Origin of the sequence: Streptomyces sp. NPDC051555 (assembly GCF_044454405.1) — a bacterium.
GTDB lineage: Bacteria > Actinomycetota > Actinomycetes > Streptomycetales > Streptomycetaceae > Streptomyces.
Genome location: NZ_JBITDP010000006.1, coordinates 43,743 through 69,029, shown reverse-complemented (window position 1 = coordinate 69,029; position 25,287 = coordinate 43,743). Strand labels below are relative to the sequence as shown.

General features: G+C 74.7%; 4 protein-coding genes. All 4 read right to left on the bottom strand.

Going from position 1 to position 25,287, the window contains the following annotated elements; all coding sequences use genetic code 11:
* Window positions 1-75: 75 nt before the first annotated feature.
* On the bottom strand, window positions 76-3,297 hold the full coding sequence (fabD, locus tag ACIBEA_RS15095; protein WP_399260864.1) for an ACP S-malonyltransferase: 3,222 nt from the start codon (window positions 3,295-3,297) through the stop codon (window positions 76-78).
* A complete protein-coding gene (locus ACIBEA_RS15090; RefSeq protein WP_399260862.1) occupies window positions 3,294-21,335 on the bottom strand; it encodes an amino acid adenylation domain-containing protein in 18,042 nt (6,013 codons plus the stop codon). The genes fabD and ACIBEA_RS15090 overlap by 4 nt, the downstream gene beginning before the upstream one ends.
* Before the next feature lie 82 nt (window positions 21,336-21,417).
* Window positions 21,418-24,039, bottom strand: coding sequence for a type I polyketide synthase (locus ACIBEA_RS15085; protein WP_399260860.1), 2,622 nt, complete (start codon window positions 24,037-24,039; stop codon window positions 21,418-21,420).
* A 65-nt stretch (window positions 24,040-24,104) separates the two neighbouring features.
* Window positions 24,105-25,238, bottom strand: coding sequence for an OzmP (locus ACIBEA_RS15080; protein WP_399260858.1), 1,134 nt, complete (start codon window positions 25,236-25,238; stop codon window positions 24,105-24,107).
* Between the last annotated feature and the right edge of the window lie 49 nt (window positions 25,239-25,287).

Sequence of the window (25,287 nt, the reverse complement as noted above, 5' to 3'; positions counted from 1 at the left end):
GGGCGGGCACGACGTCGGCCTCCACGACCAGGTCCTGGTCGTGGAGGCCGACGTCGTCGTGCGGGTGAGGCCGGATCAGCGGAAGGTGTTCAGGCGGTCCGTGATGTGCGTCGCCGCGCCTTCCATGAGCGTGTCGGCGATGGCCTCGACCGTACGGGCGCTCCAGGGGTGCAGCGCCGTGCCCGCGACGACCTGGTTGAACGCGCCCATCGACGGACCGCAGTGGACCAGGTAGTCGACCCGGGAGCGCTGGTCCCCGGTGACGGCGAGGCGCAGGCCCCGGTCGAAGTAGCCGCGGAACAGGGCGGCGAGCTCGGCCTTGGGGTCCGGGCCGGGGGTGGCGGCCGGCGCGGTCGCGCCGCCGAGGAACCGGTCGAGGACCTGGGTGCGGGTCTCCTCGTCGAGCTCGGCGAACGAGGCGTGCCGGCGCCAGATCTCGTACAGGCGGGCGGCGCGGGCGGGGAAGAACAGACCGCGCTTGAGGTAGCGGGCCTGGACGCCGAGTTCGAACATCTCGCCCCAGGGGGCGGTGTCCACGTCGAACTCCCGGGCCTGCTGGAGGATGTCCTTGACCTCGGGGCTGGTGGCGGCCTCCACGGAGCACTGGTTGACGGAGCCGGTCAGCAGGAAGTCGGCGCCGAGGAGGAAGGCCGCGGCGGCGGCCTCGGGGGTGCCGATGCCGCCGGCGCAGCCGATGTGCACGCGGTGGCCGGGCAGGGCGACCTCGTCGCGCAGCCGCAGCACGGCGGGGAGCAGGGTCAGCAGGTCGGCGGTGCTGCTGAGCCAGCCGCCGTCGGCCTCGACGCACAGGTCGTCGGCCATGGGCCGGCCGGCGGCCTGCCGGGCCTCCTCCTCGGTGACCTCGCCCGACGCGAGCAGGCGGTCGACCAGGACCTGCGGCGGCGGGGCGAGGAACTCGGCGGCCGTGTCGGTCCGGGACACCTTGGCGATGATCCGGCCGCCCTTGAGCCGGAAGCGGACCAGCGCCGGGGTGATCAGCGGGAAGCCGGAGGCCTCGACGAGGTCCACTCCGTGCCGCAGCAACAGGTCGACGAGCGCGGACTCCTGCTCCGGGGCGCCGTGCCGGTAGAGCAGGTTGACGCCGAACGCGCCGCCGAGGCCCAGGTCGGCGGCGAGGGTGCGCAGCTGGTCCTCGGTCTCGGTGGGGCCCAGACCGGCGGTGCCGAGGAAGCCGAGGAGCCCGGCCTTGGCCGCGGCGCGGAGCATGTCGGGGCCGGAGACGCCGCCGTAGAGGGAGCCGAGGAGGTAGGCGCGCCGGAGGCCGTAGCGGGCCCGGAACGTCGCAGAGCCGAGCGTGTCCGCTTCGATGCCGCGGGGCGCGGGGGCCTGGGCCGGGGCCGCGTCGACGAGGGCCGGGGCCGGAGTGTGCGTCGGGACCGGGAGGGGGGTGGCCGAGGAGCGGATGCGGGCGACGAGCCGGGTGAGGACGTGGCCCGGGCCGAGCTCGGTGAAGTCGAAGTCGCCGTGGCCCATCAGTCGACGGACCGTCTCGCTCCAGCGCACCGGGGAGGCGATCTGCGCGGTGAGGGTCGCCTTGGCGGTGTCGGCCCGGTAGGGCTGGGCGTCGGTGTTGGCGAGGACGGGGACGGTGGGCCGGCCGAAGGCGAAGCCGTCGAGGAAGCGCGCGAACTCCTCGGCGGTTCCCCGCATGTAGCGGGAGTGGAAGGGGGCGCTCACATTGAGTCGGACCGCGCGGGCGCCGGCCGCCTCGAAGGCGGTGCAGGCGGCGCCGATGTCGTCGGCGGGACCGGACAGGACGAACTGGTCGAGCGCGTTGAGGTTCGCCAGGTCCAGGCCGTCGAGACCGGATCCGGCGAGGATCCGGGTGACGGCGTCCTCGTCGCTGCCGACGACGGCGGCCATGGAGCCGCCGCCCGCGGCGGCCATCAGGGCTCCGCGGCGCTGCACCAGGCGCAGCCCGGTCTCGAAGTCGAAGACGCCGGAGGCGAAGAGGGCCACGTACTCGCCCAGGCTGTGGCCGATCAGGTAGTCGGCGGGCTCCGGGTCCCGGGTGAGGTGGTCCAGGTAGGTCAGGGCGCTGACCGTGTAGAGGGCGGGCTGGGTGTACTCGGTGCGGCCGAGGCGGCGCTCGGGGTCCGAGACGCACAGTTCCTCGATGGAGTAGCCGAGGACGCGGTCGGCGATCGCGGTCTGCTCGGGGAACTTTTCGAACAATCCCTTGCCCATGCCCCGCTGCTGGGAGCCCTGGCCGGGGAAGCCGTAGACCTTCATACCGTGTGCCTTCCTTGGTGTCTTCGGTGCGTGCGGTGCAAGCGGTGCGCGCGGTGCCGTGGCCGCCTTCGGTGCGGCGAGCGTCCGGGCCCGGGAGATCTGTTCCGGGTCGTACCCGAAGGGGCTGAGCAGGGGCAGGGACCGGGAGCGGCTCCCTGCCGGCAGGTTGTTGCGGGCGAAGTTGTGCAGGGTGCCGGACGGCCCCAGGTCGAGGTAGAGGAAGTCGCCCCGGGCCCGCATGGCGGCCATGGCCTCCTCGAACTCGATGGGTCGGCGGGCCGCCCGCCAGAAGTGGTGCGCGGTCGGCCGTTCCACGGACCGGCCGTCCACGCAGGAGATCCACGGGATGGTCGGCGGGCCGAACTCCACGCCGTCGAAGGCGTTGTTGCACTGCGCGAGGACCGGCTCCATGTGCCGCGAGTGGTAGGCGTACTCGACGGGGACGCGCTGGTGGAGGACGTCGGCGGCGCGCAGCTCCCGCTCGGCCCGGGCCAGGGTGTCCTCGTCGGCGGCGACCACGAAGTGGCCCGGGTAGTTGCGGGCCGCGACCTCGCACTCGCGCAGGGCGGCGACCCGGTCGAGCACGTCGACGGGGGCGAGCACGGCGAGCATGCCCCCGCGGGGGCCGGTGCGCAGGCCGGAGGCCTGTCGTACCAGCACCCGCAGGCACTCCGCCTCGTCCAGACTGCCGGAGACGGCTGCCGCCGCGTACTCGCCGAGGCTGGAGCCGAGCAGGTAGGCCGGTTCCAGTCCCGCCGCCCGCAGGGTCTCCGCGAGGGCCAGTTCGGTCATGACGATCGCCGGGTGGGTGAGCCGGGTGTCGGTGAACGGATCGTTCTTGCGGCGAGCCGGGTCGAACATCCGGGCGATGACCGATTCCCCGAGCTCGGCGGCCACCACCGCGTCGTGGCGGAGGAGGGCGGCGCGGAACACCGCGTCGGCCTCGAAGAGCTCCCGACCCATCCCGTAGTACTGGGACCCCTGGCCGGAGAACATGAAGACGACGGGCAGGTCCCCGGTCGGCGCGGGGATCACGGCGCTCATCGGTAGGTGTCCCAGAACATGCTCCCGGCGGGCGCGGCGGGGACGGGGGCGGGGGCGGCGGGAGCGGTGCTCGCGGACGCGGTGGCGCTCGCCGTCGCCCGGCCACGGATCACGACCCGGGGGGCGCGGACCGGCTGCGGCAGCGGGGTACGGACGACGGCCGACCCGGTCGAGGACGCATCCGGCGCCGGGGCGAGCAGCAGGTGGGCGTTGGTGCCGCCGTCTGCGAAGCAGTTCACCGCGGCGAGTTCGGCGGCGCCGGTCGGCCAGGGCCGGGGCTCCCGCGGGAAGTACAGCGGGGAGGCGGCCAGGTCGTAGTGGGCCAGCGGCTCCTGACCGGAGCCGAAGGGGACCTGCTCGCGGTGGTGCAGCATCAGGGCCACCTTGATGAAGGCGGCGATGCCTTCGGCGGCCAGCGGGTGGCCGATGTTCGGCTTGATGGAACCGAGCGCCACCGGCTGGGCGGAGCCGGACCGGTAGACCCCTTCCACGGCCTTGAGTTCGAGCAGGTCGGTGACGGCCGACCCGGAGCCGTTGGCCTCGATCCAGCCGATGTCCTGGGGCAGGTGACCGCTGCGCGCGAGTGCCTCCTTCATCACGTCCTTCTGGGCCTGGAGGTTCGGGGTGGCGGGGCCGGCGGTGCGGCCGTCGTTGTTGATCGCGATGCCCTTGATGACGGCGACCACGCGGTCCCCGGCGGCCTGCGCGGCCGCCAGCGGCTTGAGGACGACGACGCCGACGCCCTCGCCGAGGACCAGGCCCGCGGCCCGGCGGTCGAACACGTGGAACGCGGAACCCGGGTTGAGCAGTCCGCGCTGTCCGAAGACCTGGTGGGCGCGGTCGTCGGCCAGCAGGCTGACGCCCGCGATCACGGCGGACTCGATGTCGCCCGAGCGCAGGGCCTGGACGGCCATGTCCATGGCGACCAGGGCGGAGGAGCAGGCGGTGTCGACGACCAGGCTGGGTCCGCGGAAGTCGAAGAACTGCGAGACGTTCGCCGACAGGTAGTTCTGACCGGTGACCACGACCGGGTTCTTCGCCCTGGCCAGGCTCTCGGTGTCGGGGGTGTGGGTGGCGCGGCCGCCGACGTAGACGCCGATGCGACGGCCCTTGAGCTCGGCCGGCCGGTAGCCGGCGTGGTGCAGGGCGTTGTCGACCTCTTCGAGGAGGAGCAGGGCCTGCGGGTCCATGGCCGCGACGTCGGCCTCGGCGAGGAGGAAGGACTCCGGGTCGAAGCGCAGGACGTCGTCGAGCAGACCCGCGTGGTAGCCGACGGGACGACCGAACCGGCTGTCCGGGATCGGGTGCAGGGCCGAGCGGCCCTGGCGCAGCAGGTCCCAGTACGCGCCGGCCGACGGGGCGTCGGGGAAGCGGCAGGAGAGGCCGATCACGGCGATGTCGGTGGTGGCGGGGGCGACGGCCGCGGTGGCCGGGCCGACCGGTGCCGCCGGCGCGGTCGGCGCGGCGGCCGTCGCCGTGCGGGCCGCGGATGCCGGGACGGCGGCGGGGGTGGCCGCGGCGGGTGCGGCGAAGGCCGCGAGGAGGGCGTCCCGGTGCTCGTCGGCGAGGTACGCGGCGAAGCCGTCGGCGGTGGGGTGCTCCAGCAGCGCCGAGGGGTCGATGGAGACGTCGAGTCGCTTGGCGGCGGTCTGCACCAGCTGGGACACCATGATCGAGTCGGTGCCGTAGTCGTGGATGGGGGTGTCGCCCGTCAGCCGGCTCCGCTCGAAGCGGAGTTCGGCGGCGAGCCGGTCCAGCAGCCAGGAGGAGGCCGCGTCGACCGCGCCCCGCACCCCGTCGTCGGCTGCCGCAGCGGTGGGGACCGCCGGGGCGGCGGCGACGGCCGGGGCGGCCGGGGTCGTGGCCGGGGACAGCCGGCGGGAGGTGAGGAGCTCGGGGCGCCACTCGGCGTCCGGGCGCGGCAGCGCGGGCAGGACCACCCGGGCACCGCTCGCCAGGGCTCGGTCCAACAGGGCGAGGCCCTGCTCGTCCGTCAGCGAGGACAGCCCGGAGGCCTGGTAGGCGGCGCTGCGCGCCTCCCCCATCCCCGTGTCCTTCCAGCTCGGCCACTGCACGCTGACCAGCGGGAGCCCGTACGGACGGGCCTCGGCGACCGCGTCCAGGTAGGCGTTGGCCAAGGCGTAGTCGCTCTGGCCCACGGCGAGGGCGGGGACGCAGGCGGCGACCGAGGAGTACAGCACGAACAGGCTCAGGGGCTCGTCGCGGAAGCAGGTGATCAGCGAGTCGAGGCCGAAGACCTTCGGGCTGACGACCCGGTCGATGCCGGCCTGCGTCTTGCGGACGAAGGCGGGGTTCTCGAAGTCGGTGAAGCCCGCGCTGTGGATCACTCCGCCGGCCGGTCCCATCCGGAGCCGGATGTCGGCGAGGCTCTTGGCCAGGGCCTCCGTCTCCTCCAGCGGTACGGCGAGGACCTCCAGCTCGATGCCGCGCGCGACCAGTTCGGCGAGCGGGCGCAGCTTCTCGCCCAGGGCGGTGCCGGCGGCGATGTGCGCGGCCCATGCGGTGCGCGGCGGGAGTTCCTCGCGGCCGGTGAGGACCAGCTTGCGCACGCCGTGGCGCTCGACGAAGTGGCGGGCGCTCAGCAGGCCGAGGCCGCGGGTGCCTCCGGTGACCCACAGGACGTGGTCGGCCGGGAAGGAGGTGCGGCCGGTCGGGGCCTGCGGCAGGGCGCGCAGCTCCGCCCGGTGGCGCGCGCCGTCGCGGTAGGCGATCTCGTACGGGTCGTCGCCCGCGGCGAGTTCGTCGGCGACGCGCAGGCACAGCTGGTCGTCGAGGACGCCATGGCCGGCGTCGACGTGGCGGGAGCGCAGGTGGCGGTACTCGCTCTGGAGCATCCGGTACAGCCCGGTGCGGGCGGCCGCTCCCCCGCCGCCGTCGCGCGTGATCAGCAGGGCGGTCAGTTCGTGGCGGCTGTCGACGAGCTGTCGCATCCAGTGCAGCCAGCCGGCCAGCAGGTGGTGCGCCGCGGGCCGGGCCGGGTCGGCGCAGCCCGCGAGGTCGACCACGGCGTCGTAGCGGTTCCACGCGGTGGTGGGGTCGGCGAGGTCGGCGGCGATCCGCTCCGCGTCCAGTACCTCGGCGGCGGGCAGGTGCGCGGCCAGCCGGGCGGCGAGGGCCTCGGTGCCCGGCGCGGCCAGTACGGCGGTACGGGCGGGCAGGGCGCCGCGTACGACCGCCTCGGCCGGGACCCAGTGCCGGGTGAGCAGTTCGCCGGCGGGTGCGGCCGCCCGGTTCAGGGCGGCGAGCTGGGCGTCCGCGGCGGCGAGCCAGACCCGGTCCCCGCCGAAGGGGTAGCCGGGCAGGGCCGTGCGGGCGGGCCGGCCCGCCGGGTGCAGGACGGCGAAGTCGACCTGGCGGCCGGCGGTCCACGCCTCGGCGAGGGCTGCGGGGCTGTCGTCGACCGGGCCGCCCGCGACGGGCTTGCGCAGGTTGACGACCGCGCGCCAGGTACCGGCCGGGGTGTGGCCGGCGGCCAGTTCGTCCAGGTGGGCGGCGAGTTCGGCCGGGTGGTGGAAGAGGACGGCGAGCCGGTGTTCCATGGCCTCGCGTCCGGACTGCAGGGTCCAGGCGATCTCCTCGGGGGTCGCGTCCACGGCCTCGTCGCGCAGGTGCGCGGCCAGTCGGCGCGCCTGGGCGGTCAGCCGGTCGGCGTCGCGGGCGGACAGCACGGCCAGCTGGGGTCCGACGGCCGGGGTGCGGGTCGGCGACGTCGGGTCGGCGACGTACTCCTGGAGGATGATGTGCGCGTTGGTGCCGCCCGCGCCGAAGCTGCTCACACCGGCGGTGCGCGGCTTGACGGTGCCGTCGTCGAGGACGCGGCGCGGCCAGGGGGCGCGTTCCCGCTGGACCTCGAACGGGCCGGCGGAGAAGTCGATATTGGGGTTGAGGCGGTCGGCGTGCAGCGAGGCGGCGAGTTCGCCGTGCCGCATCTGGAGCAGCACCTTGGTGATGGCGGCGATGCCGGCTGCGGACTCGGCGTGCCCGATGTTCGACTTCACGGAACCGATCGGCAGCCGCTCGGGCGTGTCGCCCTGGAAGGCGCGGAGCATACCGGTGACCTCCACCGGGTCGCCGAGGGCGGTGCCGGTGCCGTGGGCCTCCAGGTAGTCGAGGTCGGCGGGGCGCAGCCCGGCCCGCTCCAGGGCGCAGCGGACCAGGTCGCCCTGGGCCTTGGGGTTGGGGACGCTGTAGCCGGAGCCGGCGCCGCCGTGGTTGACGGCGGACGACTTCACGACCGCGAGGATGCGGTCGCCGTCGGCGAGGGCGGCGTCCAGTCGCTTGAGCAGGACGGCGCCGGAGCCCTCGGCGGGCACGTAGCCGGTGCCGCCTTCGCCGAAGCTGCGGCAGCGGCCGTCCGCGGCGAGGAAGCTGCGCTGGGCGAGCTGGAGGAACTTCACGGGGTGGCTGGAGATGTTGACGCCGCCGGCGACGGCGACGTCGCAGTCGCCGTTGCGGATGGCCAGGCAGGCCTGGTGGATGGTGACCAGCGAGGAGGAGCACATCGTGTCCAGGGCGACGCTGGGTCCGGTGAAGTCGAAGAAGTACGAGACCCGGTTGGCGACCGAGGCGTAGGAGGAGGAGGGGGCGAAGCCCTTGCCCTCCAGGGCTTCCTGGACGCCGTACAGCTGGTAGTGGCCGTACATCATGCCGACGAACACGCCGGTACGGGCGCCGCGGAGCTGCGCGCGGGTGTAGCCGGCGTCCTCCATGAGGTGCCAGACGGTCTCCAGGAAGACGCGCTCCTGGGGGTCGGTGTGCTCGGCCTCGATCTGGGACATGCGGAAGAACAGCGGGTCGAAGCGGTCGGCGTCGCGGACGAAGCCGCCCCACTTCCCGTAGGTCTTGCCGGGGGCGGACTTGTCGGCGTCGTAGAAGGTGTCGTGGTCCCAGCGGTCGGCGGGGACCTCCTCGACGCTGTCCCGGGCGGCCCGCAGGTTGCGCCAGAACTCGTCCACGTCGTCGGCCTGCGGGTACCGGCCCGCGACGCCGATGACGGCGATCTCGATGTCTTCGCCGCGGGTGGCGGCGCGGTCGGGGGCGGCGGTCACGGCGACGACCTCGGGGGCCGGCGGGGCCGTCGCCGTCGCGGTCTCGGTCGCGAGACCGGTCAGCGCGTCCGGGTGTTCGGTGCTCAGGTACCCGGCGAGTTCGCGGACCGTCACGTGCTCGAAGAGCAGGGTCTTGGGCAGCGGGCCGAAGAGCTCCTCCAGCCGGCGGACCATGCTCATGGAGATGAGGGAGTCCAGCCCGTACTGGTCGAAGGACTCGGTGAGGGAGATCTCGCTCTCGGGGAGTTTTACCTCTTCGGCGAGCAGCCGCAGGACCAGTGCCTCGGCGCGGCCCTGCGCGTCCGCGTCGGCCGCCGGGGCGGTCGCGGTGGCCGCTGCGGTCACCGGGGCCGCGGGGGCGCGCCCGCCGTCGAGGGCGGCCAGGATGCGGTCGGGGTCACCGGGGGCGAGGAGCAGCCGGGGTGCGGTGGTGGCCAGCGCGCGGTCCAGGGCGCCGAGGGCGGCGCCGGTGCGCAGCGGGCGCATGCCGAGGACCCGGTCCATGAACTCCTCGGCGGCGGCGTCGATCCGCATGCCGCCGTCGGCCCACACCGGCCAGGCGGCGGCGAGGGTGCGGCCGTGCCGGGTGCCCGCCAGGCGCCGCTGCTCGCGCTCCTCGGCGAAGTGGTCGAGGAAGGCGTTGGCGAAGGCGTAGTCGCTCTGGCCGGTGTTGCCGAAGGCGGCGGCGGCCGAGGAGAACGTCACGAAGTAGTCGAGGCGGTCCTCGCGGGTGGCCTCGTCGAGCAGGACGGTGCCGTGCACCTTGGCGGCGAGGACGGCCTCGGCGTCGGCCCGCTCCTTGCGGGCGAGCAGGCCGTCGCGCAGGACGCCCGCGGCGTGCAGGACGCCGGCGACCGAACCGTGGGTGCGGCGGGCCTCCTCGATCAGCAGCCGCACGCCGTCCGGGTCGGACACGTCGGCCCGCACCACGTGGGCGCCGATGGCGTCGATCCGGGCGAGGGCCTCGGGGCCGGGGGCCGTGCGGGAGGCGAGCACGATGCCTCCGGCGCGGGTCCCGGCCTCCGTGCGGGCGGCGGCGATGTGCTCGGCGAGGAGCAGGCCGAGGGCGCCCGTACCGCCGGTCACGATGTGCGCGCCGGGGCCGGTGAAGGGCGACGGGGCGGTGGCGGGCAGGGTCGCGCGGTGCCAGCTGCGGCGGGAGCGGCCGGTGCGGTCGGCGCGGGTCTCGACCCCGCCGGATCCGGCGAGTTCGGCGGTGACGGCGTCGGCGAGGGTGCGGTCCGCGGCGACGGCGAGCACGGTGAAATCGACGGCGGGGTGTTCCAGGCGCACCGAGCGGGCGAAGGCGGCCATGGCCGGGTGGGCCGGGGAGGCCGCGGGCTCGGGGTGGACGTACAGGTAGCGCAGGGCTCCGCGGCGGGCCCGCTGCCAGGCCCGCAGGAAGGCGCCGGCGGTGTGGAAACCGTGCTCGACGGCCGCCGCGGTGTCGGTGTCCGGGCCGGACAGGTGCACCACGGTGGCGGATCCGGACGCGACGGCGCCGACCGCCGCCTCGGCGTCGAAGGCGTCTGCGGCGTCGACGGCGTCGGTGGTGCGGACGACCGTGGTCGCGCCGGCGGCGGTGAGGGCCGCGGTGACCGCCGCGGACCCGGTGGTGGGGCCGAGGACCAGTACGGCCGTGTCGAGCGGGCCGGCTCCGGCGGCGACGGGCTGCCAGCCGGGGGCGAAGGCGAAGACCTCGTCGGAGCCGGGGAGCGCCCCGGGCGCGGGGGTCGAGGCGGCCGCGCGGGCCGCGGCGGGCACGGCCCGCAGGGTGAAGGCGTCGATCGCGACGACCACCCGGCCCTCGGCGTCCCGCAGGGCGACGTCGAAGCACAGCGTGCCGGGGCGGGCCGGGCGGGCCGAGACCGTGGCGTGGGCGTACACCCGCTCCGGCAGGTCGGCGTAGCGGCGGACCGAGCCGAGCGAGAACGGCAGGTACGGGACCGGGTTCGCGGGGTCGGCGGCGCCGGGCGCGAGCCGCCCGGCGGTCTGCAGGGCCGCGTCGAGCAGCGACGGGTGGAAGGCGTAGGCGCCGGGGCCGGTGTGGCGGTCGGCGGGCAGCCGCAGCGCGGCCAGGGCCTCGCCGTCGCCCTCGGCGATCTCCTCGATCACCTGGAAGGCCGGGCCGTAGTCGAAGCCGAGCCGGGAGAAGCCCTCGTAGCAGTCGGCGGCGGTGTGGACGCGCGGGCAGCGGGCGCGGACGGCCGCCGGGTCGACGGGCGCGGGGCGCTCGCCGGGGTCGCCGAACCGCAGGGTTCCGGCGGCGTGGACGGGGGCGCCGTCGCCCTCGCCGGCGACCTCGAAGGAGGCCGGTCGGTCGGCGGGGCCGGTGAGGCGGACCCGCAGGCGGTGGCCGCCGTGGCCGGCGGGCAGCCGGACGGGGGCGGCCCAGACCAGGCCGTCGATGCCGGTCACCGGGGCGCCGTCGGCGGCGAGTTCGCCGGCCAGCCGGGCGATCTCCAGATGGGCGACACCGGGCAGCACGGGGTCGCCGGCGACGATGTGGTCGCGCAGGAAGAACTCCCGGCCGGTGAGGTGCTTGGCGAAGACGCGGCCGCCGCCGTCGGGCGCGGGGAGTTCGGCGTCGAGGAGCGCAGGGTGAAGCGGGGCGTGGAGCGGGGCGTGGAGCGGGGCCGCTGCGGCGGCGGCCGCGGGGGCCGCCGGGGTGACCCAGTGCCGGGTCCGGGCGAAGGGGTAGGCGGGGAGGTGCACGCGGCGGCGCGGGGCGCCCCGGTGCAGGGCGGCCCAGTCGACCTCGGCGCCGTCCAGCCAGTGGCCGGCGAGGGTGTCGAGGTCCGTGGTGGCGGCTGCCGGGCGCGGCGTCAGGCCGCGCGCGGGCCGTCCGGTGCGCACCGCCGAGGGGCGGCCCGCGAGGTGGGCGGCGAGTTCGGCGCGCAGGGCCGCGGCGCCCTCGGCGACCACGGCGAGGCGGTGGGCCATCGGCTCGCGGCCGGTCTGCAGGGTGTGGGCGAGGTCGCCGGGGGGGACGTCCTGCGCGTCGAGGTGGTCGACGAGCCGCTGCGCGGTGTTGCGCAGTGCCTCCTCGTCCCGGGCGGACAGCACGAACAGCTGCTCGGCGGTCTGCTCGTCGCGGGTGTCGGGCATGGTCGGTTCCTCCAGCACGATGTGCGCGTTCGCTCCGCCGAAGCCGAAGGAGCTGACGCCGCCGCGGCGCGGGTGCTGTGCGCCGGCGGCGTCGCGGTGACGCGGCCAGGGTCGGGCGGTGGCGGCGACCTCGAAGGGTCCGCCGTCGAGTTCCAGGTAGGGGTTCTGCTCGTGGAAGTGCAGGCTGGCGGGGATGGTGGCGTGCCGCATGCCGAGCGCGACCTTGAACAGGCCGGCGATGCCGGCGGCGGCCTCCAGGTGGCCGATGTTGGTCTTCACCGAGCCGATGGCGATGGGCGTCCGCGGGGCGCCGGAGCCGTTCTCCGCGCGCAGCCGGCGGAAGGCCGTGGAGAGGCCGGCGGTCTCGATGGGGTCGCCGAGCGCGGTGCCGGTGCCGTGGGCCTCGATGTAGCCGACGGTCTCCGGGGCGACCCCGGCCGCCCGGTACGCCTCGACCAACAGGTCGGCCTGGGCGTCAGGGTTGGGGGCGGTCAGGGAGGTGGTCCGGCCGCCGTGGTTGACGGCGACCGCCTTGATGACGGCGTGGACGGCGTCGCCGTCGCGTTCGGCGCGGTCGTTCGGCTTGAGCAGCACGACGCCGGCGCCCTCGCCCCGTACGTAGCCGTCGGCGCGGCTGTCGAAGGCCTTGCAACGGCCGTCGGGGCTGAGCATCTCGCCCTGGCTGAGCGCCTCGTAGACCGACGGGGAGAGGATCAGGCTGACGCCGCCCGCGATGGCCAGGTCGCAGCTCCCGTCGCGGAGCGCGGCGCTCGCCTGGTGGACGGCGGTCAGCGAGCCGGAGCAGGCGCTGTCCACGGCGACGGACGGGCCGCGCAGGTCCAGGACGTACGAGACGCGGTTGGGGATGACGGACAGGGCGGCGCCGGTGAGGGTGTGGCCCTCGGTGCCGCGTCCGGCGGCGCGCTGCACGTCGAGATAGTCGGAGTTGGTGACCGCGACGAACACTCCGACGCGCCGTCCGGCCAGCTCGGAGGGCCGGTAGCCGGCGTCCTCGATGGCCGACCAGACCACTTCCAGCATCAGGCGCTGCTGGGGGTCCATCAGCTCCGCCTCGCGCGGGGAGATCCCGAAGAAGGCGGCGTCGAAGCGGTCGACGTCGGGGGCGAAGCCGCCCCAGCGGGAGCGGGAGCGGGGCTGCTCGCGCCAGTCCCAGCGGTCGGCGGGGATCTCCGTCACCAGGTCGTCGCCGGCGGCGAGGTGGTCCCAGTACTCCTTGAGGTCGGTGGAGCCGGGCAGGCGTCCGGCCATGCCGATGACGGCGATGTCGCTGCTGGGGCGCCGCCCCCGCGTCGCCGGGGAGTCGGCGGGCTCCGCCCCCGCGGGGTCGAGGTCGCGGTCCGCGGGGAGCGCGGTGACGGCCGGGCCGAAGTGGGCGGTGAGTTCCCTGCCGTGGTGCTCCCACAGGTGGTCGGCGAGCGCGAGCAGGGTGCCGCGGCGGTAGAACAGCGTGGGGTAGACCTCGATGTCGTAGGCCTTGCGCAGTTCGGTGCTCAGCGCGGTGAAGCTGACCGAGTTCATGCCGAGGTCGCCGAGCGGGGTCTGCGCGCCGATGTCCTCGGGGCGCTGTCCGGCCAGGGTCGCGACCATGGTGGTCAGTTCGGCGACGAGCGCCTCGGTACGGAGCTGCGCGCCGCCGTCGGTGCGCTCCCGCTCGGGTGCGGTGGCGGCCGTGGCTCCGGCGGCGCCGAAGCGGGCCCGGAGTTCGGCCACGGGGAGGGCGGCCAGGGTGGTCCGGTCGATCTTCTCGTTGAGGGTGCGGGGGAAGCCGGTGACCCGGACCAGCGCGTCCGGGACCATGTGGTCCGGCAGCCAGGCCGCGAGCCGCTCCCGGGTGGGTTCGGTGGCGCCGTCCGCGAGGACGTAGGCGGCCAGCAGCGAGTGTCGGGTGCCCTCCCCCCGGGCGACGACCACGGCCTCGCGCACGCCGTGCAGGCCGCGCAGGGTGGTCTCGATCTCCTCCAGTTCCACGCGGAATCCGCGGATCTTGACCTGGGAGTCGATCCGGCCGAGGTAGTCGATCCGGCCGTCCGGGAGGCGGCGGACGAGGTCGCCGGTGCGGTACATGCGGGCGTCGGCGGCGGTGGCGAACGGATCGGCCAGGAAGCGTTCGGCGGTCAGCTCGGGGCGGCCCAGGTAGCCCTGGGCCACGCCGTGGCCGCCGATGTACAGCTCGCCGGGCACCCCCGCCGGGACGGGGCGGCGGGTGCTGTCGAGGACGTACAGGGCGGTGTTGGCGATCGGGGTGCCGATGGTGACCTTCTCGCCGGGGGCGAGGCGGCTCGCCGCGGACCAGATGGTGGTCTCGGTGGGCCCGTACAGGTTCCACACCGCGTGGTTCCCGGCGAGCAGTGCGCGGGCGGTGTCGGCGGGCAGTGCCTCGCCGCCGCACAGGACGGTCAGGCCGGGCTTGCCCTGCCATCCGGCGGCCAGCAGCATGCTCCAGGTGGCCGGGGTGGCCTGGATGACGGTGGCCCTGCTCGTCTCGACGGCGCGGCGCAGCCGCAGTCCGTCGCGGGCGTCCTCGGTGGGGAGTATCTCGACCGTGCCGCCGGTGACCAGGGGCAGGTAGAGCTCCAGGCCGGAGATGTCGAAGCAGACGGTGGTCAGCGCGAGCAGGGTGTCGCCGGGGCCGAATCCGGGTTCGCGGGCCATCGACCACAGGAAGTTGGTCAGGGCGCGGTGCGCTACGGCGACGCCCTTGGGCCGACCGGTGGAGCCGGAGGTGTAGATGACGTACGCGGTGTCCCCGGGTCCGGCGGGGCCGGGCGAGGGAGCGGCGGGCGGTTCCTGGCCGCCGTCGGTGAGCAGGCGGGGCACGGCGGTGTAGGCGTCCTGGTGCGAGGAGTGCGTGAGCATCAGGAAGAGTCCGGCGTCCTCGGCCATGTAGGCGAGGCGCTGGCGCGGGTAGCCGGGGTCGAGCGGGACGTAGCTGCCGCCCGCGGCCTGGACGGCGAGCAGGGCGACGGGCAGGTCCGCGTCGCGCGGCAGCAGGACGCCGACGGTACGGCCGCGGCCGACGCCGGCGGTGCGCAGCCGGGCGGCGAGGGTCTCGACGCGTTCGGTGAGCTCGCGGTAGGTCAGCTCGGTGCCCTGGTGGCGGACGGCCACGGTCTGCGGGCGGGCTTCGGCCTGCCGGCGTACGAGCTCCCACACGAGGGTGTCGGCCGGGTACTCGGCGGCGGCCGGCGGGGCCAGCCGGGTCCGCTCCTCGCCGGTGAGCAGGTCGAGCGCGCCGACGGCGGTGTCGGGGGCCCCGACGGCCGCGGCGAGGAGGGTGGTGAAGTGGGCGCCGAGGCGCTCCACGGTGTCCTCGTCGAAGAGGTCGGGGTCGTACTTGAGGGTCCAGCGGCAGCCTTCGGCCTGCTCGACGAGCTCCAGGGTGAGGTCGAACTCGCCTTCCTGGTGGACTCCTTCGACGGGGCCGAGGACGAGGCCGTCGTGGCGGGCGGCGCGCGCCCAGTTCTGGAAGTAGAAGGCGGTGTTGAAGGGGGCGGACGGCGCGGCCGGGTCCAGGCGGCGCAGGTCCTCGGCGAGGGTGAGCAGCGGGTAGGCGCTGTGCTCCAGGGCGCCCAGGACGGTGGCGTGGGTGCGGCGGACCAGGGCGCGGAACGCCTCCTGGCCGTCGACCCGTTCGGCGAGGACGACCATGTTCATGAAGTAGCCGAACACGTCGTCGTAGCCGCTGGCCGGGCGGCCGGCGGTGGGGGTGCCCACCGCGATGTCCGCCTGGTCGGCGTACCGGTGCAGCAGGGCGAACCAGCCGGAGAGCATGACGCCGAAGAGCGAGGTGCCTTCGGCGGCGGCCAGGGCGCGGGCCCGTTCCGTGACCGGGCCGGGGACGGCGCCGTCGATGCTGGCGCCGCGGTAGCCGGGTACGGCGGGGCGGGGGCGGTCCAGCGGCAGCGGCACGGTGGTCTGGCGGCCGCTCAGCCGCTGCGTCCAGTAGTCGCGCAGCCGACGGCCCTCGGGACCGGCGAGGAGATCGCGCTGCCAGGTGGTGAAGTCGGCGTAGCTGTGCTCGGGGCGGTCGGTGGGCGGCAGGCCGCCGTCGGCCACGGCGCGGTAGCCGCGCTCCAGTTCGGCGAGGAGCAGGGCGATGGAGACCCCGTCGAAGACCAGGTGGTGGAAGGTCAGCAGGAGGGCGTGGCGGCCGTCCCCGAGGGTGTAGAGGGTGGCGCGCAGCAGCGGGCCACCGGCGAGGTCGAAGGGGCGGCGCAGCTCCGCCCGCATGCGCCCGCGCAGGTCGTCCTCGTGCACGGTGGTGAGGAACACCTGCTGGAAGGGGAGTTCGGGCTCGGTGGCGATGTGGGCAGCCGGGCCGTCGGCGCCCTCGCGGACGGTGGCGCGCAGTTCCTCGTGGCGGTCCAGGAGGTCCTGGAGGGCCACGCGCAGGGCGAGGAGGTCGGTGTCGCGGTCGAGCCAGAGGGCGAGGGGTAGGTTGTACGCGTAGGTGGCAGGGGCGATCCGCTCGATGACCCAGAGGGCGCGCTGGCCCTCGGACAGCGGGTGGACGGACGCCTCGGCGTCGGTACGGGGGCGCAGCACGAGTTCGGCGGCCGGGGCGGCCGCGGGCCGTGCGGGGGCGGCGGGCGCGGCGGGGGCCTGCGGGGCCACGGGCGTGGACCGGGCCGGGGCGGGGGCGGGCGCCGGGGCGGCCGGGGCGACGACGTCCGCGAGCCAGCCGGAGGCGAGGTGCGCGGCGAGCTCGCGCAGGGTCGGGCGTTCGAAGAAGTCGCCGAGGGGCACGGTGACGCCGAAGGTGTCGTCCACCGCGGAGACGATCTTCATCCCGCTGAGCGAGTCGAAGCCGTAGTCGGCGAGGGGGCGGTCGGGGTCGACCCGTTCGTCCAGCTTGAGCACCCGCTCGACCAGTTCGCGCAGGCGCTCGCCGACGGCGTCGGCGGCGTCGGCGGCCGCGGCCCGGGCCGAGGCGGCCTCGTCGGCTGCCGCGTCGGTGGCCGCGTCGGTGGCCGCGTCGGTGGCCGCGTCGGTGGCCGCGGGAGCTGCCCGCGGCGCCGGGTTCGCGCCGAGGACGACGCCGTCGCTCTCGGCGACGAGGACGGTCTGGCCGAGGTCGGCGCCGTCGGCGCCGAGCGCGCGGACCTCGGTGTAGCCCTCTTCGTGGAGGATCCGGGTCCAGCCCTCGGGGGAGGCCAACGGCGAGTCGGGCATGCGCAGTTCGCCGTCGTCGAAGGCCCACCAGCCCTCCAGGACGCCGCCGCCGATGGTCAGCAGCGGCCGCACGGAGGTCAGCTCGTTGAGCACCAGCCAGCCGCCGGGGCGCAGGAGGGCCTTGGCCTTGCGCAGGGTGGAGCGCAGGTCGCTGGTGGCGTGCACCACGTTGGTGGCGAGGACCAGGTCGGCGGCGGCGGGCGTGAAGCCCTGTTCGGCCAGTCCGCGCTCCAGGTTGAGGATCTGGAACCGGGCGAAGGGGTAGCGCTCGGCGAAGCGCTCCCGGCCGTAGTCCAGGAACCTCGGGGAGATGTCGGTGAAGGTGTAGCCGACCCGGCCGGAGTGGCCCTCCAGTGCGGGCAGGACCCGTTCGCTGGTGGCGCCGGTGCCGGCGCCGAGCTCGACCACCTCGAAGGAGGTGCCGTCCGGAAGCTGCTCCAGGCGCAGTTCCAGGGCGCGCCGGACGGTCTCGCGGACCAGCAGGTTGAAGTGGTCGGTGAGCGGGTTGCCCTTGTAGAAGTTCTGCACCAGCTGCATGGAGGAGCCGGGGAACATGATCTCGGTGGCGCCGACCTCGCCGCGCAGGATCTGCGGGTACGCCTGGAGGAAGAGCCGGTTGAGGGTGACCGTCGGCTCGATGTCCGGGTAGGCGGTGGCGATGCGGTCGAACTCCGCTTCCCAGCCCTGGGCCTGCGCCGCGTGGTCCACGGAGTCGGCGGCGGCCGTGGTGGTGACCCGGTCGCCGTCGCGGGTGAGCAGGCCGGCGCCGGTGAGGATGTTGAGCAGGGCCTCGTGCAGCCGCTGGAACCGGTCCTGGATGCGCAGGGTGGTGCGCAGCTCCAGGGCGCTGTGGCGTTCGCCGGAGCGGTGGAAGACGCCCATGCGCTGGTAGACGCCGAGCAGGACGGGGGCGGAGACCGCCTCCAGCTCCTGGTAGCCGTCGAGGACCCGGGTGGCGGCGGGGTCGGTGGCGGCCGCCCCGGCGAGGCGGGACGCCTGGTCCGCGAGGGCGGCCGGGTAGCCGCCGGGCAGGGCGTCGCCGTCGAGGGCCGGGTCGTGGCCCATGGCTTCCAGGGCGCGGCGGTTGGCGCGGATCGGCATGGCCTGGGGCAGGCCGGAGGCCAGGATCCGCTCGACGGCGGTGATGCCTTCGGCAGCGGTGAAGCCGCTGATGCCCAGGCCCTGGAAGATCTCGGCGAGGCCGGGCTGGGCACCGGAGCCGACCTGGTGCCAGTAGCCCTGGTTGACGACGGTGACCGGGAAGTCCAGGCGGGCGCGCAGGAAGAGGGCGTAGGCGTCCTCGGTGGCGGAGGCGCAGATGTAGGCGCCGTTGCCGGCGAACCGGCCGAAGGAGCCGGCGGAGGAGAAGTAGGCGAGGAAGTCGAGCCGCTCGCCCGCGACGACCGCGGCGAGGGCGGCCGCGCCCTCGGTCTTGACCCGGGTGGCCGCGGTGAAGGCGGCCTCGTCGAGGTCGGCCAGGAGGTGGTTGTCGAAGACCATGGCCGCGTGGAAGACGCCGTGCAGGGCGCCGAAGAGGCGGTGGGCCTCGGCCACGGCGGCGGCCAGGTCCTCGGTGGAGCAGGCGTCGCCGCGTACGTGGGCGACGTCGCCGCCGTGGGCGCGGATCTCCTCGGCCGCGGCCCGCTGCTCGGCTCCGAGCTCGCCGCGGCTGAACCAGACCAGGCGGGCGCGGTGGCGTCGGGCCAGGTCGACGCTGAGCTCGCGGGCGATGCCGCCGGTGCCGCCGATCAGCAGGTAGACGCCGCCGTCGCGGTAGACGGGGCGGTCGTCGGTCACGGTGGCGGGCAGGGCGACCCGGCCCAGGCGGCGTTCGTAGCGGATGCCCGCGCGCAGGACGGTGGTGCGCCCGGTGGTGTCGACGGGCTCGGCGAGGAGGAGGTCGGCCAGGGCGCGCGCGCCGGCCTCGCCGGTGAAGTCGGCGGCGGCGAAGTCGACGGCCGCCGCGCGGAGTTCGGGCCGTTCCTTGGGGGCGACCTGGAGCAGACCGTGCAGCCCTGCGGCGAAGGGGTTCTCCGAGGCGCTGCCGGCCACCGCGTGGACGTCGCTGGTGACGACGAGGACGCGGTCCGCGGCGGTGGAGCGCAGCAGGTGGAACAGGGACAGCGAACCGTTCCGGAGCTGTTCGGCGGCGAGCGCGGGGGCGCCCGTACCATCGGCGATCCGGGTGCCGACGGCGCCGAGGTGGACGACCAGGTCGGCGTCCGCGGTGCGGGCGAGCCACGGGGCGGCCGCGTGCCCGGGCTGCTCGTCGATGCGTACGAGGTCCACGGAGCCGGTGTGGCGGGCGGCGAGGGCCTCGCCCAGCCAGCGGGAGGCCGCGGTGACCAGGGCGGTGATGCGCCGCGGGGCCGGGGCGGCGCCTTCGGTCGGCGCCTGGGTGCGGACCCACAGCGGGCGGAAGAACTCTGGCGCGCCGTCGCTGACGGCGGTTTCGCCGGTGTCCTGGCGCTCGGCGGGCGCGGCGACGGCCACGGGGGCCGGGGGCCGCGGGATCCAGTAGCGGCGGCGGGCGAAGGGGTACGTCGGCAGCTCGACGCGGCGGGCGGCGGCCGGGGTGGTCCGCGTCCAGTCCACCAGGGCTCCGGTGACCCAGGCGGCGGCGACGCCGGACAGGTCGCGGCGCTCCAGGGCCCGTTCGAGGTCGGCGGCCGCGTCGGCGGTGAGCTCCACCCGGGCGCGGGCGGCGCGACCGGTGACGGTCCGGGCTTCGTCCTCCCCCGCGACCCAGGACTCCAGCAGGCGGGCCGCGTCGGCCGGGGACGCGGCGGGCAGGGCGAGCCGGAACTCGTAGGCGGTGCGCCCGGACTGCAGGGTGTGGGCGACGTCGGCGAGTCGGAGGGCGGCGCCGTCCAGCGGGCGGGGGCGGGTGGCGGCCAGGGCGGCGGCGACGGTCCGGGCGACGGCTCCGATGGTGTCCGCGGCGGTGGTGTCCGCGGGCAGCGCGGTGGTGGCCGCGTCGGCCAGCAGCGTCTGGTAGCGGGCGCGTTCGGCCACGCCGAAGCCGCACTCGGTGAGTTCGGTGGCCAGGTCCAGGTAGTCGGCGTCCACGCCGAGGGTCTCGGCGGCCAGTTCGAGGCTCAGGCGCTGGGCCGCGGCCAGGGTGTCCGGCTCGGGCCGCTGGTCCCGGGAATCCTCGCCCTGGCCGCGGCGCAGGAAGGCGGCGAGGTCGGTGGCGGCCGCGCGCAGCCGGTCCTCGCTCTTGGCGGAGAGCACCAACAGCTGCTCGGTGTCGGCCTCGTGGGCCGAGGACGGCTCCACCGCGGGCCGGTACTCCTCCACGACCACGCAGGCGTTGGCGCCGCCGCCGCCGAAGGAGCTGACGAGGGCGCGCAGCGGCGCGCCGTCGGCCGCGTCGTCCGCGTCGTTGGTGGTCGGTCGGGTCCACGGGCGCAGGGTCTGCTGCACCTCGAAGGGGGTGGTGGTGAAGTCGATCTCGGGGTTGAGGCGGGCCGAGTTCAGCGAGGGCACGAGTGCGCGGTGGCGGAGCTGGAGGAGCACCTTGGTCAGGCCCGCGATGCCGGCCGCCGATTCCAGGTGGCCGATGTTGGACTTGACCGAGCCGACCGCGACGGTGGGTCGCTCGGCGCGCTGTGCGGGGGTGATGCGGCCGCCGAACGCCTCGGTCAGGCCGGCGATCTCGATGGGGTCGCCGAGCGGGGTGCCGGTGCCGTGGGCCTCGACGTACCCGATGCTCTCGGGGGCGGCTCCGGCGCGACCCAGGGCCGCGCGGATCACCTCGCTCTGGGCGGCGGAGCTGGGCACGGTGTAGCCGCCGGTCTTGCCGCCCGCGTTGATGCTGGAGCCGGTGATCACGCCGAGGATCCGGTCCCCGTCGGCGATCGCCGCGGACAGCGGCTTGAGCAGGACCGCGCCGACGCCCTCGCCGTCGACGAACCCGTCGGCGCCCTCGCCGAAGCTCTTGAGCCGGTCGTCGTGCGAGATCATGCCGCGCTGCGCCAGGGTGCGCAGGTGCATGGGGTGCAGGACGAGGTTGACGCCGCCCGCGACGGCGGAAGCGCACTCGCCGCTGCGCAGGCTCTCGCAGGCCAGGTGGACCGCGGTGAGCGAGGCGGAGCAGGCGGTGTCCACCGCGAGGCTGGGCCCGGTGAAGTCGAAGGTGTAGGAGACCCGGTTGGCGATGGACCAGTGGTTGGAGTGGGCGTCGGTCTGCACGCCGAGCGCGGTGGCCTCGCCGCCCATCCACTCGTAGTTGTTGTTCATGACGCCGACGAACACCCCGACCCGGCCCTGGGCCGCGAGCCGCGCGGCCGGGTAGCCGGCGTCGTCCAGCGTGGCCGCGGCGGTCTGCAGGAACAGTCGCTCCTGGGGGTCCATCGCCTCCGCGTCCGCGGGGGAGATCTGGAAGAACAGCGGGTCGAACTTGTCGACGTCGTCGATGAATCCGGCCCACTTGCTGTATCCGGCGCGGGTGCCGGCGGGGTCGTAGTGCGCGTCGGCGTCCCAACGATCCGCCGGCACCTCCCGGATGCAGTGCTTGCCCGAGGCCAGGTTGTCCCACAGCTCACCGGCCGTCTCGGCCAGCGGGTAGCGGCCGGCGACACCGATGATCGCCACGCCCTCGCTCGGCGCCGCCGGGGCGGAAGCCTGCTTCAGCAGGCTCAGCAGCAGCTTGCGCTTGTCGTTCACAGTCTCTCTCTTCTCACAAGGTCTGGGGTGCCGGTCGCGGGGGCGGGCGGTCCGGCGGGTGGGGCCACGGGCGCGCGGCAGGTCAGGCGGCCGGGCCCTGGGCGGCCGCGGCGCGCTGGGCGCGCCGCGAGGTGCGGCCGTCCCCGGCGGGCGCGGCGCCGCTCGGCGCCGCGCCGAAGCCCATCAGCTCGGCCAGGTTGTCGACGAAGGCGCGGATGGTCGGGAACTCGACGAAGGAGGTGGCGGGGACCGCGAAGTCCAGCTCCTCGGTGAGCTTGGCGACGATCTCGATCAGCACCAGGGAGTCGAGGCCGAGGTCGAAGAGGCTGGTGTCCAGGGCGGCGAGGTGGCGACCGCCGAGCACCTTGCCGATCTCCTCGACCAGGTAGTCGGTGACCAGGCGGCGGTTGTGCTCCGGGTCCTGGGCGTCGAACCGGCCGATCAGGCGGTCGGTGTCCTGCGACTCGGCGGCGGTGGCCGCGTGGGCGCCGGGCACGGCCCAGTGCCGGCGCCGCTCGAAGCGGTGGGTGGGCAGCGGCACCCGGCGGGTGTCGGCGCCGCCGTTGACGGCCTCGAAGTCGAGGTCGGCGCCGAGCGTCCACAGCCGGGCGGCCAGGCCCAGGAGGTGGGCCAGGCCCGCGGGTTCGTCGTCCTGCGGTGCCAACGGGAAGGCGTACCGCCCGGTGCCGGTGAGCTGGGCGTCGAGGCCGGACAGGTCGCCGGTGCCGGTCCAGGCGTGCGCGGTGCGGCTGTCCTCCTCGGTCATCCAGGCGCCGGTGCGCGGGGAGAGCACGGGCAGGCCCGGTGCCTGCCACTCCCCCGGTGTGCGGCCCTCGGCCAGGGCCAGGGCCGCTTCGAGGGGGAGGGCGCCGGCCAGGGCCGCCGCGACGGCGGCCCCCGCGCCGGTGACCGCCAGACCGGCCGGTTCGATGCCCCAGGCCAGCAGGGTGGAGGCGAGGGCGTAGCCGTGGACGAAGTCCTGGTGGGCCTCGCCCGCTCCGGCGCGGGTGCAGGCGTCCACGGCGTCCTGGTAGGCGGGCACCGCGTCGTACAGTTCGGCGCGGTCGGCGGCGTCGGCGCCGGAGCCGTCCAGGACCAGGACGGGGGCGGCCGGTTCACCGTTAGGCGCGCCCCGGTGCAGGCGGTCCGCGTCACCGAGGGCGAGGGCCATGGCGGCGTCGCGGGCGCTCTTGGCGACCAGGGCGAGGCGGTGGCCGTGGCCGCGGCGGCCCAGCGAGAGGGTCTGCGCCACGGCGGCGATGTCGAGGTCGGGCCGCTGCTTGAGGTGGCGGGCCAGGGCCGCGCCGGACTGCTGGAGGGCGGCCTCGGAGCGCGCGGAGAGTACGAGCAGTTCGCGGTTCCGGCCGCGCGGGGCGGCGGCCCGGGCCGGCGGCTCCTCCAGGATGACGTGCGCGTTGGTGCCGCCGATGCCGAAGGAGCTGACCCCGGCCCGGCGCAGGCCCTCGCCCTCCGGCCACTTGGTGGTCTCGGTGTTCACGTAGAACGGGCCGGTCTCGAAGTCGATCTCGGGGTTCGGCCGGGTGTAGTGCAGGCTGGGCACCAGGGTGGCGTTCTCCAGCATCAGCGCCGTCTTGATCAGACCGGCCATGCCGGCGGCGGTGTCCAGGTGGCCGATGTTGGTCTTGACCGAGCCGAGGGCGCAGAAGCCGACCCGCTCGGTGCCCTGGCGGAACGCCTGGGTGAGGGCGGCGACCTCGATGGGGTCGCCGAGCGGGGTGCCGGTGCCGTGGGCCTCGACGTAGCCGATGGTGTCGGGGGCGATGCCCGCGACCTCCTGGGCGTCGGCGATGACCTCGGCCTGTCCGGCGATGCTCGGGGCGGTGTAACCGGTCTTGTTGGAACCGTCGTTGTTGACGGCGGAGCCCTTGACCACGGCGTGGATCCAGTCGCCGTCGGCGAGCGCGTCGGAGAGCCGTTTGAGGACGACCATGCCCGCGCCGCTGCCGATGACGGTGCCCTGGGCCTCGGCGTCGAAGGCGCGGCAGTGCCCGTCCGGAGAGAAGATCATTCCCTCCTGGTACTGGTAGCCCTGGTCCTTCGGGCCGAGGTGGACCGCGCCGGCCAGGGCCACGTCGCACTCGCCGCCGATCAGGGCGAGGCAGGCGGTGTGCACGGCGACGAGCGCCGTGGAGCAGGCGGTGTTGATGCTGATGGCCGGACCGCGCAGGTCGAGCTTGTACGCGGTGCGGGTGGCCAGGAAGTCCTTGTCGTTGGCGAGCATCAGTCGGTAGTGGTCGACCGAACCGGCCGCACGGTAGCGCTCGCCGAGGTTGTGCAGCAGGTAGGTGTTCATGCCGGCGCCGCCGTAGACGCCGATACGGCCGTCGGTGCGCTGGGGGTCGTATCCGGCCCGCTCCAGCGCCTCGTGGGCGCACTCCAGGAAGATCCGGTGCTGCGGGTCGAGGATCTCGGCCTCGTCGTGGGTGAACTGGAACAGCTCGGAGTCGAACAGGTCCGTGTCCGGAATGGTCTGTGCGGCCTTGACGTAGCGCGGGTCGGCGAGCCGGTCCGCGGGCACGCCGGCGGCCAGCAGTTCCTCGTCGGTGTACCGGGTGAGCGTCTCGCGCCCTTCGCGCAGCACGTCCCAGAACTTGTCGGCGGAGTCCGCGCCGGGGAAGCGGCAGGCGATGCCGATGATCGCGATGTCGGAGTCCGATGCGGAATCTGATGCGGAAACAGTCATGGTGGGTCTCCCTCGTCGGGTTCTCGAAGCTGGGTGGAGGTCGGCCGGGGCCGGGGCCGCGGGCGTCAGCCCAGCGGGATACCGAGATCGGCGGCGACCGTGCGCATGTCCAGGAAGCTGGCCGCCACGAAGCGGGCGGCGTCCTCGGTGGCGTCCATACGCTGGAACAGGTCCACCAGCTCCGCTTCGTGGTCCTCCCGGACGCCTTCGCCGGCGGCGATCGCGAGGACCACCTTGCCGAGCCGTTCCTCCACCACGGGCAGGTCGAGGGAGCGGGGGAACTTGATGCTGAAGGTGTTGCGGTCGTAGTCGGCGTTGCGCTGGACCGACCGCACGTGACTGGCAGCGTTCAGCTTGTAGAACATGCAGTCGAAGTTCTTGAACGAGTAGTAGTTCAGCAGCGGGAAGAGCGTGCAGTGGGTCTCCAGCGGCGAGGACTGGTAGAGGCCCTTCGCGCGGAGCTCCTCGACGATCCGGTCGGGGTCGTACTCGTGCCGGGTCGCGATGAACGGGAAGACGATCTTCGGAAGGTTCTCGTCCTCGTCGAACAGGAGCTCCTCCAGCTCCCCGCCGAACAGGGTGTCGGCCAGCCGCTCGCCGAAGGTCTTGTAGAAGTCGCGCACGACCTCGCGGACGTTGGACTCCATGGTCAGGATCTGCTGCGGGTCGGCGCACAGCGCGATGTACGGGATCTTCTGCCGGTAGGCCATCAGGATGGCCCGCAGCACGAAGAAGGTGCGGCAGGAGACGCAGGGCAGCTTCTCGTCGAGGTACTTGCCGGGCTTCTTGGGCGCCTTGCGGGTGAACACCTCGCGCATCATCAGCTTGATGTTGTCGTCGTCGGCGTCGAGCACGAAGGTCGCGGGGATCTTCTCCTTCGCCAGCGCGATGTTCTGCGCCGCGTGCACGCTCTCGAACGGCACGTCGAAGGTGAAGGCCAGGACCCGCTTGCCGTACTCGTTGACGAACTTGTCCAGCATGTAGGTGCTGTCCTTGCCGCCGCTGTACATGAAGAGGCAGTCGTACTCGCCGGTGGCCTGCGGGGCCTGCTGGAACTCGGTGAACACCTTGCTGGTGTAGCGGTAGTTCTCCAGCAGGCCCTCGGCGAAGTCCATCGTGCACAGGTTGCAGACGCCCTTGTCGTCGAGGACGACTCCGGGATGGTCGGCCTTGAGCGAGCAGACGGTGCACACGGACATGGATCCCCCTGGGTTACCTGACTGGATGGTTGGTGCGTGGTGGGCGGCG

Coding starts and splice junctions, on each gene's coding strand:
- fabD (WP_399260864.1), bottom strand. CDS start 3,297: ATGAGCGCCGTGATCCCCGCGCCGACCGGGGACCTGCCCGTCGTCTTC.
- ACIBEA_RS15085 (WP_399260860.1), bottom strand. CDS start 24,039: ATGACTGTTTCCGCATCAGATTCCGCATCGGACTCCGACATCGCGATC.
- ACIBEA_RS15080 (WP_399260858.1), bottom strand. CDS start 25,238: ATGTCCGTGTGCACCGTCTGCTCGCTCAAGGCCGACCATCCCGGAGTC.